This window comes from Sulfuricurvum sp. IAE1 (genome assembly GCF_004347735.1).
Taxonomy (GTDB): domain Bacteria; phylum Campylobacterota; class Campylobacteria; order Campylobacterales; family Sulfurimonadaceae; genus Sulfuricurvum.
On sequence record NZ_SLTI01000058.1, the window covers coordinates 112,309 to 130,047 of the forward strand.

Sequence of the window (17,739 nt, forward strand, 5' to 3'; positions counted from 1 at the left end):
CCCGTGACTCCCAAAGAACGCCTCCTCGAGGCGGTCATCACCGACGCAAAGACCAAAGGGGCACCCATCATCGGCTGGCGCAGGACGCCCGGCGGCAAAGTGAGCGTCGAGTTCAAAAACACCCTTCCGCAATATTTCCTGGGACCTGCGGCGGCGGCGGACTCCCTGATCCACCAGTACAACCTCGTAGCACGCTACCGCTACCTCTATAATGCTCCCAAACGAAGCCTACGCCAGCGTGCGAACACGCAACCCGCCGATCCGCAGAAACGGGAGTCCCCTTTCGATAAAGCGCTGCACGAGTGTTCGGAGGTGATTCGACTCGATAACGCCGAATTCACCCCGACCGAAAAGAACCGTACCTATCAGGCGATGCACAAAGCGCTTGCCGACGATTCGCTCAGCCAAAGCGGCTTTTTCGCGCTCCGCCACGAAATGATCGACCACTATACGGGATTGCTGCTCGTCGAGACCGAGCCGCCGACGCGCGAAAAGCTCCGTAAACTGGTCCGTTTTTTCGAAAAAATGCATTTTTACGACATTTCCGACCTCTACTGACCCCCGCCGTTTTTTTGCAACATACTTGCCACACAAAAGCGCCATAATCTTTCCACACTCTTCCAGACGACAAGGAAAACCATGTATACGACCCAGTCCCCGATCACCCGCCAGTACGAGACCGACATCAACCGTCTCCAGCAAGATCTGGAACAAATCAACAAAAGCCTTTTCGACGCGACCGCCCACACCGCGATTTTGCTGGTCAACCCCAAAGGGGAGCTGCTGCAGACCAACAACTATTTCCACCAGGTGTTCGATTCGGTCATGGACTCGCTCTACCCGCAAAAAATCCAGACCCTCCCGATCACGAATACCTACGGGTCGTGCCCCACCGACGCTTGGTTCGAATTCCTGACGTTCAAAGACGAGCGGATGCTTCCCAAAGTCGAAATGACGATTGAGGGAAAACTCCTCTATTTCACGATCATTTCGACCGTCATCAACCATACCGAAGGGAGTTCGGACAAACACCGCGAAAGCTATATCCTTTCGCTGACCGATATCACCAACGTCGTCGAACTCCACAAAAACGAAATCAGCATCTCCAAAGAACTGGCGTACAAACAGGGTATTTTTGACGTCACAAGCGAATACATCCACAATATCGGCAACATCGTCACGGGTGCGCAGCATCTGTCCGAGCGGATCATCAAAAACCTCGAACCGATGCAGTTTTTCTTCAAATATTTCGACCATATCAAAGAGCAGCTTCTGGGGAACCGCTGTTTCATCCGCGAGGAAGCCGCCGAGGAATACCTCAAAAATCTCAAAAAAGTGGAGATGAGCCTCAACATCATCGAATCCTCCCTCACCGACACGATCAAAAACGTCCTCGACACCGACATGAAAAGCCTCCAGAAATCGATCAGCAACATCGCTACGACGATCGCTTTCCAGCAGGAACTGTACAAAAATACGAAAACGAACATGGACGAAGTGGTCAAACTCTCCGAGCTGATCGGCGAAATCCGCAGCGTGATCGAACCGCAGCTCTTCCGCCACGACATTCTGCTGATGCTCGACGTCCCCTCCGAACTCACGTTCAACATCAACCGCATTCACCTCTTCAACGGCCTGCTCAATCTCCTGAAGAATTCGATTCACGCCGTCAATACCGCCTACAACGACAAATACATCCTCTCCAAAATGATCAAAATCAGTGCCCGAAGCGTCCCCCGTGAGGGAAGTTTCTTCGAACTCGACATGATGATGAACGACTCCATCGTCATGGCCGAGGACATCGTCATCGACGTCTACGACAACGGGATCGGGATGGATGAGACGACGATCAAAAACGTCTTTTTGCAAGGCTTTACCACCAAACATGACGGCCACGGTCTGGGACTCCACTCGTTTGCCAATTTCCTCACCGGAAACGGCCATACGATCACCTGCAAATCCGAGGGGATCGGCAAAGGGTCGCTCTTTACGATCACCCTGACACCGGAGGGATAATATGGAACTCACCACCCACATACTGACCATCGACGACGATACGACGATCCTCGACGCCTACGCGTCCATCCTCTCGCCGTACAAACGGACCAGCCTCGAAGACGCCATCATGAAACTCGAAAAACTGCACGACATCGACTGCAGCGCGATCGACGGCGGGGAAAAAGTGATCGATTTTCATCTCCATCAGGCCAACAACGGTCTCGAAGGGGTCGAAATTTTCCGCCGCGAACACGAAGCGGGCAACCGCATCCCAGTATGCATCGTCGACATGCGGATGCCCAACGGTATCGACGGGCTCGAAACTTCGATGCGGCTCAAAGAGATCGATCCGGACGTGAACATCATCATCGCGACCGCCTACTCCGACCGCAGCAACAAAGAGATCCTCGAGTGCCTCAAAAGCAACATTTTCTACATCCGTAAACCGTTCAACAACGAAGAGATTTATCAGCTCGTCTATTCCCTCTCGCTGAGCTACGACGCGACGCAGACGATCCGCTGCCTCAACCGCGATCTGGAGCGCCGGGTCGAGGAGGAGATCCAGAAAAACCGCCAAAAAGACGCCCTGATGCTCCATCAGGCCAAACTCGCCGCACTGGGAGAGATGATCGGCAACATCGCCCACCAGTGGCGCCAGCCGCTCAACATCATCTCGATGCTCTTCCAGAAAATCAGCCGCCACCACAAAAACGGCACCCTCACCGATGAAATCATGGCCCAAAGCCTCGCCGACGCGCTCCAAACGATCCAGCACATGTCCCAGACGATCGACGATTTCCGCGGGCAGGTCGAGCCCAACCGCGAAAAAGTGACTTACATCCTCGAAGACACCCTCAAAAGCACCATCAACCTGCTCGAAAAAAGCTTTGCCCTCAGCGGAGTGAGGATCGAAGCGGATATTTCGGCCCAAATCCGCCTTTACGGCTTCCCCGAAGACATCAAGCAAGTCGTCCTCAACCTCCTCAACAACGCCAAAGACGCGATCCTTTCCCACGGTATCGTCGAGGGAGTGATCCGCGTCGACGCGTCCATCACCGACGACAACCGCCTGCGGCTAAACGTATGCGACAACGGCGGAGGGATCGAGGAAGAGGTCATCGACAAAATCTTCGAGCCCTACTTTACAACCAAACACAAAGCGCAGGGGACCGGAATCGGTCTGTACATGTCCCGTCGTATCGTCGAAGAGCGCCTCGGCGGAACGATCGGCGCTTCCAATACGCCGGGGGGAGCCTGCCTGACGCTCGACCTCCCGATCACCGACTTACTACAAGGATAATCCGATGCAAAGCAGACACGATCTTATGAAAAACCTCCATATCCTGTTTGTCGACGACGAACGGCTGATCCGCGAAATGGTCTACGACATGCTCGGCGACACCGTCGGGAACGTTTCCCTCGCCGCCGACGGAGAGGAAGGGCTGGCCTTTTACCGCGATTCGCTCCGTCCGGTCGATATCGTTATTTCCGATCAGACGATGCCGGTGATGAACGGGCTGGACATGCTCGAAAAGATCAAACAGATCAACCCTTCGCAAAAGTGCATCATGATCACCGCCCACTCCGAAGCGGCCTACATGCTCCGGGCGATCGAAATCGGGGTTGAGCATTTCATGATCAAGCCGATCATTTTCGACAAGCTCGATACCATCCTCTACGAACTGGCGCTCAAAATCGAGCAGGAAAATTACCGTGCCGAAAAAGAGCGCACCGAGCGGCGCGAACTGGTCGAGCATACCTTTCAGTTCTCGTTTCAGACCCTCGTCGACAACATTCCCCTCCCCTCGCTCATCGTCGACGAAAACGATACGGTGCAGGCCTGCAACAGCGAGCTTCTCTCACTTGTCGCCGGAACGGAACATTACCCGAAACTGCTGACCAAAGAGCTCGATTTCAAATCGCTCTTTTTTCACGACGCCATGACCAAGACTTCCCCGTCGTTTTGCGACTGGAAAGAAGAGCACCTCTATATGGGCGAAGACCTCGCGTTTGAATTCGAAGCATCGCACTATCGGCTCAAACTCAAAAGGATGCGTACCGAAGGACAAAAAAGGTTTTACATCCTCTGCATGCTCGATTCGGGCGAGTAGCCGCAAAGGAGCCGCGCCATGATCAAAATTATCCGATCCTATCAGGTGCAGGGAAGCGTCATTGCGGTGCATGCGGACGATAATGCCGTCTATTTCGCCAATACGCTGGGAAATTTCTATACCGTCGACAAAGAACGCTGGGAGATGATCCGCCACGATCCCGTATGCGAGCCGGATGAACCGCTCCATACGTACCAGAAAGGTGCCTCCTTCAGCCCCGCAGGTGTACTCGCTTACAGTACCAATGACAACGGGGCCTGCGCCCTGTGCCGTCCCGTTTACGATCTGCCGTCCCAAAACGAAGAAGAGAATGCAGAATCACCCGCTCACCTTTATGTCAAAGGGCATGACCAACGGGCCGAAATCATGCGTTTCTGCGGCCGCGAAGGACAATACCTCATCACCGGGGGAACCGACGGAAAGGTCTACATCTACAGTTCTGAGAGCGGACGAAAAGTGATGTCGCTCAAACCACGCCCCGATTACATCTCCTCCCTCGCGGTCGACGAAGGGGGAAACCATCTCGTCTGCGCGGCCTACGACAAATCGATGAGCGTTCTGAACCTCCGTTTTCAGAAAGAGCGTCTTCATACCTATCTAGAAGACGTCGTTCAGGACGCCTTTTTCTACAACGATTCCAAATCGCTCTACGCGATCGGACGCGAAGGCTACTCCTATATTTACGATTTTAAAACCCAGGAAATACGCAAGAAAGTGCTCTTCCCCTCGTGGCCGACATCGTGCGTCCTGGACGAAAGCGGCCGCTACGCGATCGTAGGAACCCGAAGCGGCCACCTGCACATCGTCAGACTCGCCGACAACACCCTTTTTTCAACCTTCAAACTCGACCAAAAGGGGATCGGTACGCTCCATATCCACGACTCCACTCTCCACATCGGGTTCGAAAACGGGTGGCTCTACGTGATCGACATGCACGCCTTTATCGACGATTTCTCGCAGGCGGTGTCGGTCAAAAACTACCGCACGGCCAAGATCTGCCTCGACAAAAACCTCTTTCTCGCGATCCACCCGATGTCGGAGATGTTCCAGGAAGCGTGGGAAGAGACCCTCAAAGAGATCATCAACCGCTTCTCGACCGGAAACGCCGCGTCCGCACTCGAGTTTGCCGAGCCGTTTTTGGGAGACGGAGAATACAAAAAAGAGTTCGAATTCCTCCTGCAAAAGCAAAAAGATTTCGAAAAATTCGCCGTCGCGGTTCAGAACAAAAATTTTCTCGAAGCGTTCGGCATGCTCGAAAAAGCCCCCTATCTGGCCAAAACCGACAGTGCGCGCAAGCTGGAACTGTATTTCACCAAACATTTCGCCGAAGCCAAAAAACTTCTCTCGGCCGATCCCCTGCGCAACGCTCCTAAAGCCCAGGAGCTCCTCAAGCCCTTTACTTCGGTGCCGGGGAAAAAAGAGATGATCCACGCACTGTTCAAAAACTATTCGGTCTTCCTCCAGTCCGATGCGCTGATCAAAGAGAAAAAATTTAAAGAGTATTTTATTCTCACCGACCAAAACCCGTTTCTGCAACACGAAGAGCTCTACAAAAAAGTATGCGCCCTCGCCGAGGCCTCCATCAAAAAAATCCGATGTCTGGTCGACGAGAACCGCTATGACGAGGCGATTGCGGGAATCAAACAGGTAGCGGTTTTCCTCCCTTACCGACCCGAACTCGCCGAAATCGGCAAGGCGATCCAGCTGCGCCGCACCCTGCTGGCCCATATCCTCGCCGACGACATCCAATCGGCATACGAGCTCGTCTCCGCCCATCCCGAGCTCGAATCGATGCGGGAGTTTGCCGAATACGACCGGGCTTTCGATGCCGTACTGACCGACGCGATGGCCGCGGTAGGCAAAGGGGAAATCAAGCTGGTGCAGCAGATCATGGCTCCCTATGCTTCAATCGCCTTTTTCCAGGCCAAGATCAAAGAGTGCGTCCGTCAGGCCGCATTTAACCGCCTGTCGAATCTTCTCACCGAAAATTCGATGGCGATGGCGCGTACGATCGCCGCGTATTACCTCAAAGAGTTCGGCAAAGACGACGAATACGAAAAGCTCCTGCGCCAGTACGGACTGATGCGCTGAGCTGCGCCGATTGCAACATGTTTGCCACACAACGGCGTTATAGTTACGGTATCCAAACCGTGCAAGGGAGCACATGAAACCGTCCATTGAGGTCGCCTACGCCTGCCTAAGCGCCATCGGAAATTCGCTAAACCTCGACGACATGCTCGCCGAAGTGATCGAAACCTTCATCGCCCAAACCGGTGCGGCGGGCGGCATGTTTCTCTGCACTCCGCCCGCCTCGGTTCCCCTTGTCCTCTTGGGCGAATCTTTCCCTGTTCCGCAAAACCTCAGTACCGATATCGACGGTTTCACCCTGCATGGGGCTGCCCGGGGATACATCCTGGACGTACCGGTCGGCATCGAGCATTTTTTGTTTCTCTTTTCACACGCCGATACGGCGCAAACCTGCGGGGAGATGTTTGTAGCGTTTAGGACGAAACTGGCCAACGCCATCGACGCGTGCCGAAACGAAAAACGGCTCCGCGAACTAAGCGGCGCGTTCGAGCACCAGATACACCGCAACGAAGCGAACGAAAAACTGATGATCAGCCAGTCGCGCATGGCGATCATGGGGGAGATGATCGGTATGATCGCCCACCAGTGGCGCCAGCCGATCACGATCATCGGGCTGGTGAGCAGCAATTCGATCCTGAATATCCAGCTGGGTGAAATGAACGAGGGCCAACTGCTCAAAGACCTCGAACTGATCGACAAACAGATACAGTTCCTTTCGCAGACGATTGACGATTTCCGCAACTTTTTCCGGCCGAACAAACTCCCGCAGCGGATCAGTTACGGCGAGCTCTGCGACGAAATCTACAGCATCCTGGGCAAAAGCTTCGAAAGCCAGCGGATCCGCCTGAATTTCGAGGGAGATCGTTCCATCGCCTTTACAACCTACAAAAACGAGCTGCTGCAGGTCTTTTTGAATATCCTCAACAACGCGCGGGACGCTTTCGTCGAAAACAACGTCCCGCATCCCGAAATCACGCTTGAACTCCGGACACAGTCCCAAAAAGCGCTCTTTCTCGTCCGCGATAACGCCGGGGGGATTCCGCAGGAGATCCTCACCCGTATTTTCGAACCCTATTTCAGCACCAAAGACGAAAAACACGGAACCGGCCTGGGATTGTACATGTCCGCAATCATCGTCGAAAAGCACCTCGGCGGGACGATCCGGGTCAGCAGTTCACCCGATGGAAGCGTCTTTGCCCTTTCCATCCCCGAAAATTCCGCTCAGGAGGTGCTTCTTGTCGACTGATCCCGCCAAACTCATCGCCGCCATCCGCGAAAATGCCAAAGGGTTCAGTGTCCTCTACGTCGAGGACGATCCCCTGATCTGCCGCGAATACCTGACGTTCCTGGGACGTTTTTTCGAGAACATCCGCCATGAACCTAACGGCGAAAAAGGGCTCGAAGCCGCTTTGGAAACCCCTTTTGACCTGGTCATCACCGACATAGAAATGCCCAAAATCGACGGTCTTTCGATGATCGAAAAGATCAAAGAGCACTGTCCCGAAATATCGACCCTCCTCGTGTCGGCCCACAAAGACGTCAATTACCTTCACCGCTCCATACAGCTTGGGGTTGATGGCTACCTGTTCAAGCCTATGGAGCGGGAACAGACGATGGCCACGCTCCACAAAGTGGTCGGCAAAATCAAAATGGAGCGGGAAAACCTGCAATACCGCCAGCATCTCGAAGAACTCGTCGAATCCAAAACCCGCGAAGCGCTTCAGACCTATACCGTCGATCGGATCAGCGGGCTCTATTCGCTCGGAAAGCTCGAGCAGGATATTTTTACCCATTCAGACCATACACTCGTCCTGTTCAAAATCGGGGACTTCAAACATCTCAACGACACCTACGGCTATCAGGCGGGCAATGCCGTGTTGCGGCAAACAGCCCAAATACTCCGACGCCTGGTCAATGACGAGATGAACGTCGGTTACGACGGCCTTTACCGTACCAGCGGAACCCATTTCGCCCTCCTCTCTCCCGCAGGGGTACAGAGTCTTGAACCGCTCGTTCACCTCATCGTCCAGCATTTCGAAGCGACCGAAATCGTCGTTGCAGGGGATAAAATGTACCTGGAAATGTATGCCGCCATCGTCCATCCCGGGGACGAATTGAGTCTATCACACGCCGATTTCGCACTCCGCCAGGCCGAAAAAGAGGGGCGGATCGTCATTTATCGTTCGGCGGAACACCAAACTCACGGCAACAGTTACAAACTCAAATGCATCGACACCATCAAGCGGGCGATCGTCGAAAACCGCTTTGTCCCCTTTTACCAGCCCATCATCGACAATACGACGATGCGCATCGCGAAATACGAAGCGCTCGTACGCCTTATGACGCCCGATGGGCAGTATCTTTCTCCGATGCAGTTTCTGCCGATCGCCAAAGAGACGAAAATGTACCGTACGATCACCAAACTGATCGTGTCATCGGTCCTGAACGATTTCCGCAATTCCGAATGCAGCGTCAGCATCAATCTCTCCATCGACGATATATCCCATCACCCGACCCGCGAATTCCTCTTCCAGCAGATCGCTTCTTTTCCCGAGCCGCACCGCCTCGTCTTCGAACTTCTCGAGGGCGAAGGGATCGAATCGTACGGAGACATACAGGATTTTTTCGCCGAACTCAAAAAACTGGGTTGCAAAGTGGCACTCGACGACTTCGGATCGGGCTATTCGAATTTCGAGCATCTCGCCAAACTCAACGTCGACTACATCAAATTCGACGGCTCGCTGGTCGAAACGATCGCCACCGACTACGTTTCCCAGAACATTGTCGAACTTCTCGCCACGTTTGCCAAACGTCTGGGTATCCGCACCATCGCCGAATACGTCTCCAACGAAGTGCTGTACGAGAAAATCATCAGCCTCGGCGTTTGTGAATCGCAGGGCTATCTCTTCGGCACGCCGGTCCCCTTCGAACGTTCGATGAAAACAATCCGCCGGTTCGAACCGAAACTTCCCCTTCAAGAAGCTATAATATCCGCAGCTGTTTAATCTGCACAAAGAGGTACCATGGTCTCCGAGGCTGCACGTCTGAAAAAACTCTCCTCCGGCAAATCGCTTTTGATCGTTGAAGACGATCCCCTGATGCAGGAGAGCCTTCAGCGTCTGCTGTCCCATTTTTTCGACTCCATCCAGAGCGCCTCCGATCCGGATGAAGCGTTGGAACGATACCATGCATCCCGCGGCGGCCCCTCCCCCCTGCTTGTCATCACCGATGTCAACCTCGGCCGCAGCAGCGGTCTTGAGCTTACCGGCAGACTCAAAAAAATCGATCCCCTCCAGCGGGTCATCGCCATATCCGGGGCCGAAGAGAGTACGATGTTCATCGAATCGATCCGCTGCGGCATCGACCGGTTCGTCCTCAAACCGATCAACCAGGACGAGCTTTTCACCGCCCTCATCGACATGCTCGAACAGATCGATTACGACAATGCCCTCGCCGAGAGCCGCAAGCTCCTCGAAGAATCGCGCGAATACGCCCTGCGCCTCCTCAACGACCAGGACCAGTTTCTCAAAAATGCCATCCATGAGATCCACACGCCGCTGGCCGTCATCATCACCAACATCGACCTTCTTCGGATGGAGGGGATCGAAAACGAATCGCTCAGCGCGATCGAAGCGGGAGCCAGGATCATCCAGAACAGTTACGAAGACATGACCTACCTCATGAAACGCGACCGTATCCCCGACCAGAAAGTCGTGATCGATCTCGTCTCCTACATTGCCGAGCGCAAACAGTACTTCACCTGTATCGCCGAAGTGAACGAACTGACCCTCTCGATGCGGACGGGACAGCCCAACCTCCCTTCCATCATGTTTTCAGAACTCAAACTCGCCCGGCTGGTGGACAACACCCTCTCCAACGCCATCAAATACTCCTACCGCCCCGGGGAAATCGCGATCACCGTCGGGATGCGCAACGACGACATCTACTTCGAAATCCGCAACCACGGCCCGCTCATCCACGACAAAAAAAAGATTTTCGAACGCTTCCACCGCGAATCGGAGACCAAGGGGGGCTACGGGCTCGGGCTGAGCATCGTGGCGCAAATCTGCCGCGAAGAGGAGGTCGAGATCGAAATCTCCTCGACGCCCGTCAGAGGGACTTCGTTTCGCTATCTCTTCAAAAATGCCACATTAATGCAACGCAGTTCGCCTACAATACCCTCCGAACAACACAAGGGGCTGTAATATGAAAATCCTTTTGCTGGAAGACGAATTCATGCTGGCGCGCTCGATCCGGACCTATCTCCTCTCGCGCGGACATCTGGTCGACCATTACGACAACGGTCAGGAAGTGCTCGACGTAATCGAGTCCAAAATGCACGATTTCTACATTCTCGACATCAATACCCCTCTCGTCGGCGGGCTCGAATGTCTCAAAGCGATCGCGCAGCGCTATCCCGACGTTCCCAAAATCGTCATCAGCGCCTACCACGACATCGACTACATCTCCGATGCCTTCGACCTGGGATGCAGCGACTATCTCAAAAAGCCGTTCAATCTCAAAGAACTCGATATCCGCATCCAGCGCCTCAGCGCACAGAGCCAGCAAAACGCCGAACCCGCTTCCGATCCGGTGATCCGGCTTAGCGACCGTTACACGTTCAACAAAGAGACGAACCTGCTCTATTACGACGATACGGTGCAGAAATTCACCAAGCGCGAACACGCCCTCATCGTCCTTTTCGTGAGCAATCTGGGACAGGTGATGACCGATGAGAGTATCCGTTCGTTCATCTGGGACGGCGAGGACGCCGAAGCCTCGACGATCCGTTCCCTCGTCAACCGCGTCCGCCAGAAGCTCAAAGAAGAACTGATCGAAAACATGCGCGGATTCGGGTACATCATGAAAAAGGGCGACCTTGGCTAACTCGATCCAACGGCTCAAAGAAGGGGCGGAAACGCGCTCGGTCCTCATCATCGACGACGACCCCGAAATCGCCGAATCTCTCAGCCGGATTTTACGGGTCTTTTTCCGCGAATACGTCATCGCTTCGGACGGGGAAGAGGCGCTGGCCCTCTTTTACGAACGCTTTAAAGCGTCAAACCCCTTTACCCTCGTCGTCACCGACCTCGAACTGCCAAAACTCGGGGGGCTCCGACTCATCCGCGAAATCCGCGCCCTCTCCCCATCCCAACCTATCGTCATCCTCTCGGCACACGATGAAGCGGCTTTCATGGCCGAAGCGATCGCCCAAAACGTCCAGGGCTACCTTCTCAAACCGCTGGCAATGCCCAAACTTTTCAATACCCTCGAAAAAGTTTTTTCCCTCGAACACGTCGCGGACGCTGCCGCGGAATCGACTCTCGATCCGATCACGGGCTGGAACCTTTTCCCTGTCCTGAACGAACGGATTGCCGCGGGGGAGGAATCGCCCATAACACTGATGCGCCTTCGGGTGAACCATTTCAACAACATCATCGCGTTCGTCGGAGAGGACTACGCCAACGAATACCTCACCGAACTTTCCCGCCTTCTCGAAAGTCTCGTCTATGAGCCCAAAGGGGAGTTTTTCCGCACCGCGACCGACGAATTCTGCCTTCTCTTTCAGGGAGAGCACATCGACTACGCGGCCGAACTCGCCGGCAACATGGCATCGGTCGTCCGATATTTTCATACCTCCGAGCGGGGAATCATCCTCAACTCGACCCTCTCGGTCGGCATCGCTTCGGGCAGCGGCAACGTCCTGCTCCATTCCAAACGGGCACTGGAGACGACCAACGACCGCTCCGGCGGGGCGGTTAGCGTATACAGCCCTTTGCGGGAGGTGGACGATCCCTCCATCACATCCAGCCGCGACATACTGCGAATGATATTCAATGCGCTGGTCCACGAGGATATCGTCCCCCTTTTCCAACCAATCGTCGACGCGCATACCCTCAAGCCGGCCATGTACCAAAGCCTGATTCGCATCCGCAAAGACGGTCAGCTCTACGGGCCTGATACCTTTTTGAACCTCGCGATCAGCATGGGACAGATGGTGATGATCACCCGTTCCATGATCCGCAACACCCTTCAGCTCTATCCGTTGCTGGAGAAAGGGACGCTCGTCGTCATCAACCTCTCCTCAAACGACCTCAGCGACGAGGGGCTCGTCGCCTACATCCGGTTCTGGACCGAACGCTTCGGGATCGATCCTTCCAGCGTCGCGTTTCAGCTCATCAACGGGATCGAAACCCTCTACGACGATGCGCCCGCTTCCACCGTCTCGGAATTACAGCGGGAAGGGTATAAAATCATTCTCAACCATTTCGGTGCGGGCGAATTCGACCTCCCCCTGCTCCTCTCGCTCAAGCCCGATTACATCAACCTCCACCCCAAAGTGACCGAAAAACTCGGAAGCGACGAAGGGATCGGCCACATCATCGCCAGCATGGTCGAGATCGTTCACCTGGTGGGGTCCAAAGCGATCGCCAAAAACATTTCCGACGCGGGCCATATCGCTTTGCTCAATGCCGCCCGCATCGATTATATCCAGGGATACGCCGTAGGCGATCCGTTCGAGGTGACCTATGAATGACAGCAAACCCGCTATTCTGCGCCTTCAGAGTGCTTCCGCGCTGTTTATCCCTACGCAATCGATGCTTGCGGCGTTTCGAATCGTCGATCTGACGCTCGAAGAGCTTTCGATGAGCACCATAGACGCGGTGGGGCTCATCGCCGAAATTCCCCGCATAGACACGGCGTTCCTCAACGTCGTCCGTTCGCTCAAGGCGCGTCATGGAGCGTTTTGCGTCTGTCTCATCACCCCCGATGCAGACGAAGAGGCTTTCTGGCCCCTGGCCGTACTGACGCATACGGTCCGCTTCACCCCCGGTCATTTTGCTCTTCGATGCGATACGGTGATGGAAGAACTGGAAAAACTGTTCCTGTCGGTCTGGGGGAACAAACGCTACACCAATGCCCTCAAAATGCGTTCGCGCCGTTCCGGACTGGTCGATTCGCTTGGGATGGTCGCCCACCAGTGGCGCCAGCCAATCAACCTCATCAGCATGGAAGCGATCAACCTGATGATCCAGACGGGGATCGAGGAGAACATCAAATCCGCCTCCGTTGCCAAAAGCGCCCAGATCGTGTCCGATCAGGCCCAGAGGATGTCGGACATCCTCAAAAGCGTCCTCAGCCTCGGAAAAGTGCACCGCGCCAAAGAACTTTTTTCGATCCGCGAACTGTTTGAGCGGATCGCCTCGTTGTGGAGCGAACAGCTCAAACAGCACGATATCGAGCTGCTGGTCCCCCATCCGGTTCAGGATGCCCAGGTTTACGGGTATCAGACCGACCTCGAAGAGGTGCTGATCAACCTTGTCGCCAACGCCAAAGACGCCTACACCGGAGCCAAAACGTCCGGCAGACGCTTCATCAGCCTCGAGGTGCGTTCGGATCAAAGCCACCTCTATCTAAGCGTCCGGGACGAAGCGGGAGGCGTCCCCGAACCGCTCCGGGAGCAAATCTTCCAGCCCGATTTTTCAACGAAGAACAAAGATGAAGGCTTCGGCATCGGCCTGCACGTCGCACGCCTCATCATCGAGCAGGAGTTCAAAGGATCGCTAGAGCTTACCGTCGGACCCAAAGGCTCTTCCTTCATTGCGACCCTGCCGCGCAACGACCTTTGCAGCCTCCGCTTTATCGACTAGCCTCTGTTTTAAAGTTCGATCCCTTTCTTCGCATGCTCATAGCATCGCGGCAGATCGGCCTCGACAAACGCCACGATCCGGGGATCAAGTCTCCCGTCCCCGACCATCTGCCGCAAAATCTCAAGCGCCCCTTCCGCATCGAGCCCTCTGCGATAGGGACGATCCTGTATCAACGCCTGGAAAATATCGGCGACGGCGAGCACCCGGGCTTCGAGGGGAATTTCACCCGCGGAAAGATGGTAGGGATACCCGCTGGCGTTGAGATACTCGTGATGGAGCGAAGCGATGCGGGCAATGTCGTGCATCCCCTTGATTTTACGCAGGATCATGTGCGAATCGAAGCCGTGGCGGTTCATTTTCAGCCGCTCGTCCTCGTTCAGAGGGCCTTGCTTGTTTAAAATCGCATCGGCGACCCGCAATTTCCCCAGATCATGCAGCAGCGCGGCGAGTTCAACCCTCTCTTCGATCTCCCGGCCCAGCTCGAGCCCGTGCGCGATATAGCGTCCCAGCGACGCGACGCCGTAGGAGTGTTCGGTCGTAAACGTACTTTTGGCGTCGACCACGTCGGCGAACATCATTGCGACCGCTTTGATCGACTCGAACGGCACCTCTTCGGAACTTCCTTTTTCGAGCCACTCGTGCAGATAGCCGCTGAGGGCTTCGCTCTCCAGGTAGAACCAAAACGAATCGGCTTGCGCGCAGAACGTGTAGGCGTCGACGAGCTCGGGCGAAAACATCTTCCCGGCGTATTTGCGGATCATATCCCCGATCTGTGCGCGCTGATGCGCATCGGCGTCGCCGATCTGGACGCGCAGGGCATCGACGCGGTCGACAAGGTAGATCAGGTTGGCGTTTTCCATGGTCACCGCATCAAGCGTCGGCGGCATTTCGTCCCAGTGGGTATGATGATAAAAAATCGCCTGCGCGTAGTCGCGGTAAATCCCGACTTTTTCGAGCAGCGCACTTCCCCGTATGCAATGGGCCTGGGAATTGTCCCAGTCGAGTTCGCTCACCAGATGGTCGTGCACGTCGGTCGACGAGACGCCGCAGTCGTGCATCATCCCCGCCACGATCAGATCATTGATCCTCTCGGCCGGCCACCCCAGGCGTTTACCTATTTCCGCCGCCATGAACGCCACCCGCTTGCCGTGCATCGTGTCGTCGATCCCGACATAATCGAGCGCTTCGGAAAGGGCATACGTCACTTCCCGCAGGTTTAAAACGTAGTTCATCTCTTCCCCTTTATCGTTTGCGAGATTATCGCGTATCACTGTTGCAATCGCGCGGCATCGCCTTGTCTGTAAAAAGCGGCGGTGCAGTCGCCTTGCAGGTATCCGCGCCGCAAAACGCATCGCGCATTCAGCTCGCCCGCCATCCGCTCGATGCTCGCCGCATTCATGTAATTATAGGTGTTCGACGCTTCGGAACCTTCCAAAAAATTAAAAACGAACCCCTCGGCCGACGACTCGTAACAGCGGCGTATAAACCGCTGGGCTTCATAAGGGGTAAGGATATTGAGCGCACCGCTGCAAACGTAATAATCGGCCCGAGGGAGGGGATCACGCAGCACGTCGCGCCACAAAACCTCGCCGCGCGCACGTTTGCGCGCGATCCGCACCATCTCTTCGTGTGAATCGATCCCCACGTAGCGGAGCTTCTCCCCCAGCCTTGGGAGTAAAAAGCGGTACAGGTCGCCGAATCCGCATCCCGCATCGGCGATACGGATCGATCCCTCAGATGGAGGAATCAGCGATACGATCTGCTCGAAACGGACCGTCTGGTTCTCTTCGCTGCGCCATTGCACTCCCCTCGCCGATATGCCGTATTTTTTCAGCGATGCGGCATAAAAACGGTCGTTATCGACGCGCGGCATGCGGGGTTCTTATCGGGTAACGACATTTCATTGCGGCTCCTGGCTCATACTTTCGGTGAGTCCTCATCTTAAGAGATTATTGTAGCATACGCGCCGCTAACGAAACCACACCCTCAATGCGGCGGCACCCGCCAGAAGATACGCGACATTCTCCCATCCCAGCGTCCACGCCGCAAACGCCGCGAGGGTGAGGCCCAGCGCCGTATACAGAGGCGCAAGGGAACGCTGCAGATCGCCGCGCAGCCGCTCCATCTGATACGGCGAGAGTTCGACGACGAGTTCCCCCCGGCTGCTTCGGCGCAGCGTTTCGCGCAAAGCGGCGACGTCTTCGGGTAACCGCGCAAACTCGTCGAACAGGGTCTCCACGAGCGAATCTTTCATCCCCAGTGCACGCGGGATGTTGCGCTGCAAAATCGGGAGGATGTCCTTGATCCCGTTGAAATTTTCGATGTACGTCGTCCCCAGACCTTCGATAATCGCACTGACACGGAGGATGTAGATCGCTTCCTGGGGGAGTTTGAACGGCAGGTTCCGCGTCTGGTCGAGCACGTCAAACGCCAGTTTCTGCATGCTCGAACTGTCCAGCGCATCGTTTCCGAAAATATCGAACATCCGTTCGGTGAACTCCGCCAATTCGGCCGAGGGGGCATCGTAGGCAACGGTGCCCAGACGCTTGGCGGCGCTGACGTATCCTTCAAAATCGCGTTCGTTGGCTGACCGGATCAGCTCGATGATCGCGATGCGGGTGTCGTTGGGGACCCGCTTCACCATCCCGAAATCGAGCAGGACCAGCGCGCCGTCGGAACGAACCAGCAGATTCCCCGGATGGGGATCGGCGTGAAAAAACCCTTTGACCAGCATCTGGTCGGTGTAAAACCGCACCAGTTTCTCGATCAGCGGGGAAATGTCTATCCCCGCTTCCTCGATCCGCTCCCGTTCATCGAAACGCCACCCTTCCTCGAAACTCATCACGATCGCGTCGTCGCTGCACCAACGGGGATAATGGCGTGGAAATATGATTCCGCTGTGCGCATACACGGCGCTGAACTTTTCGAGGTTGCGGCGCTCTTCGTCAAAACTGCACTCCCGCACGATCATCGCGGCGAACTCTTCGATCACCGCTTCGATCGAGTGGCGGGTGAGCGTCGAGAACAGGGGGCGGAAAAGACGGTTGAACGTTCTGAGGATGCGGATATCGGCGCGGACCCGTTTTTCGATCCCCTCTCTGCGCAGCTTGACGGCGACTTTGACCCCTCCCTCCAGCCACGCCTCATGCACCTGCCCGATCGAGGCAGAAGCGATGGCGTTTTGCCCGAACCGTACGAACGGATCGGTCGGAAACGCCCGCGCGAACACCCTATCGCGCTCGGCCGGACTCATCGGCGGAAGATCGTCGTGGAGGCTTGCGAGTTCGCGCAGATACGCCTCGTCGAAAAAATCGCTGCGGGTCGCAAGCACCTGCGCGAGCTTGACGAAACTGGTTCCCAGCACGGTGATCGTTTCACGCAGCCGCACCGGTGGCAAAGGCCTGATTCCCAGCAACGAATCGCGTTTTTTGATCAGAAGATAGAGCGAGAGGAGCAGGACAAATACCCGCCACAACCGCAGGGGCGAATACAAAGAGATCACTTTTTAAGCGCTTCTTCAATGTCCTTTTTGGTCGCGATCCCCAGCTCCTCGATCACTTCGCGGATCGCCGATTTGAGTTCGTCTTTAAGACGGTTCTCTTCGTTTTCCCCTTTCGTTTTGAGGCTCTCGAGAAAACTTTTTGTATCGGTCGTGTTAATCTTCCCTTTTTCTTCGAGCTTTTTGAGTTCTTCCTCGACTTTTTCCTTGAGCAGCAAAGCACCGCCCAAACCGGTATACATCAATTCTTTGAACATGATCGGCTCCTTTTATTACGATACAACATGATAACATTTGAAAAAGACGATCGATACCTTTTTTTTGTCGATTAATCAATCGACACGTTTCCCCTACCGATAAACGGCATATCAATCGATAATACGCAAAACAG

The 17,739-nt window shown here is 55.1% G+C and carries 15 protein-coding genes; 11 read left to right on the forward strand and 4 right to left on the reverse strand.

Annotated elements, in window-relative coordinates; translation table 11 throughout:
• Positions 1–3: 3 nt before the first annotated feature.
• The 11 genes from E0765_RS08440 (at position 4) to E0765_RS08490 (ending at position 13,849) form a co-directional block, all read left to right on the forward strand.
• The gene (locus E0765_RS08440; RefSeq protein ID WP_132812779.1) at positions 4–558 is read left to right on the forward strand and encodes a hypothetical protein; all 555 of its coding nucleotides are present in this window, start codon (positions 4–6) and stop codon (positions 556–558) included.
• An 81-nt stretch (positions 559–639) separates the two neighbouring features.
• Complete coding sequence (locus E0765_RS08445; protein WP_132812780.1) at positions 640–2,016, forward strand: HAMP domain-containing sensor histidine kinase; 1,377 nt, start codon at positions 640–642, stop codon at positions 2,014–2,016.
• A gap of 1 nt (position 2,017) precedes the next feature.
• Entirely contained in the window at positions 2,018–3,298 is a 1,281-nt protein-coding gene (locus tag E0765_RS08450) for a hybrid sensor histidine kinase/response regulator (RefSeq protein WP_132812781.1), read from the forward strand.
• Positions 3,299–3,302: 4 nt separating this feature from the next.
• Positions 3,303–4,109 (forward strand): response regulator transcription factor, encoded by an 807-nt coding sequence (locus E0765_RS08455; RefSeq protein ID WP_132812782.1) that lies wholly within the window; start codon positions 3,303–3,305, stop codon positions 4,107–4,109.
• Between the two features lie 18 nt (positions 4,110–4,127).
• Positions 4,128–6,200, forward strand: a complete 2,073-nt coding sequence (locus E0765_RS08460) for a WD40 repeat domain-containing protein (RefSeq protein WP_132812783.1) — start codon at positions 4,128–4,130, stop codon at positions 6,198–6,200.
• 73 nt (positions 6,201–6,273) lie between these two features.
• Positions 6,274–7,443 (forward strand): sensor histidine kinase, encoded by a 1,170-nt coding sequence (locus E0765_RS08465; RefSeq protein ID WP_132812784.1) that lies wholly within the window; start codon positions 6,274–6,276, stop codon positions 7,441–7,443.
• A complete protein-coding gene (locus tag E0765_RS08470) occupies positions 7,433–9,202 on the forward strand; it encodes an EAL domain-containing protein (protein ID WP_165921725.1) in 1,770 nt (589 codons plus the stop codon). The genes E0765_RS08465 and E0765_RS08470 overlap by 11 nt, the downstream gene beginning before the upstream one ends.
• Before the next feature lie 18 nt (positions 9,203–9,220).
• Positions 9,221–10,402, forward strand: a complete 1,182-nt coding sequence (locus tag E0765_RS08475; protein WP_132812786.1) for a response regulator — start codon at positions 9,221–9,223, stop codon at positions 10,400–10,402.
• A 1-nt stretch (position 10,403) separates the two neighbouring features.
• The gene (locus E0765_RS08480) at positions 10,404–11,084 is read left to right on the forward strand and encodes a response regulator transcription factor (RefSeq protein WP_132812787.1); all 681 of its coding nucleotides are present in this window, start codon (positions 10,404–10,406) and stop codon (positions 11,082–11,084) included.
• Positions 11,077–12,735, forward strand: coding sequence for an EAL domain-containing protein (locus E0765_RS08485; RefSeq protein WP_132812788.1), 1,659 nt, complete (start codon positions 11,077–11,079; stop codon positions 12,733–12,735). The genes E0765_RS08480 and E0765_RS08485 overlap by 8 nt, the downstream gene beginning before the upstream one ends.
• Entirely contained in the window at positions 12,728–13,849 is a 1,122-nt protein-coding gene (locus tag E0765_RS08490) for a sensor histidine kinase (protein ID WP_132812789.1), read from the forward strand. The genes E0765_RS08485 and E0765_RS08490 overlap by 8 nt, the downstream gene beginning before the upstream one ends.
• Positions 13,850–13,857: 8 nt before the next feature.
• Here E0765_RS08490 and E0765_RS08495 read toward each other — a convergent pair whose 3' ends face one another.
• The 4 genes from E0765_RS08495 to E0765_RS08510 all read right to left on the reverse strand — a co-directional run bounded on the left by E0765_RS08495 (position 13,858) and on the right by E0765_RS08510 (position 17,605).
• A complete protein-coding gene (locus tag E0765_RS08495) occupies positions 13,858–15,081 on the reverse strand; it encodes an HD domain-containing phosphohydrolase (RefSeq protein WP_165921726.1) in 1,224 nt (407 codons plus the stop codon).
• A 35-nt stretch (positions 15,082–15,116) separates the two neighbouring features.
• Entirely contained in the window at positions 15,117–15,722 is a 606-nt protein-coding gene (locus tag E0765_RS08500; RefSeq protein WP_132812791.1) for a class I SAM-dependent methyltransferase, read from the reverse strand.
• Between the two features lie 96 nt (positions 15,723–15,818).
• Entirely contained in the window at positions 15,819–17,351 is a 1,533-nt protein-coding gene (locus tag E0765_RS08505) for an AarF/ABC1/UbiB kinase family protein (protein ID WP_223175695.1), read from the reverse strand.
• The gene (locus E0765_RS08510; protein WP_132812792.1) at positions 17,348–17,605 is read right to left on the reverse strand and encodes a hypothetical protein; all 258 of its coding nucleotides are present in this window, start codon (positions 17,603–17,605) and stop codon (positions 17,348–17,350) included. The genes E0765_RS08505 and E0765_RS08510 overlap by 4 nt, the downstream gene beginning before the upstream one ends.
• Positions 17,606–17,739 lie beyond the last annotated feature (134 nt).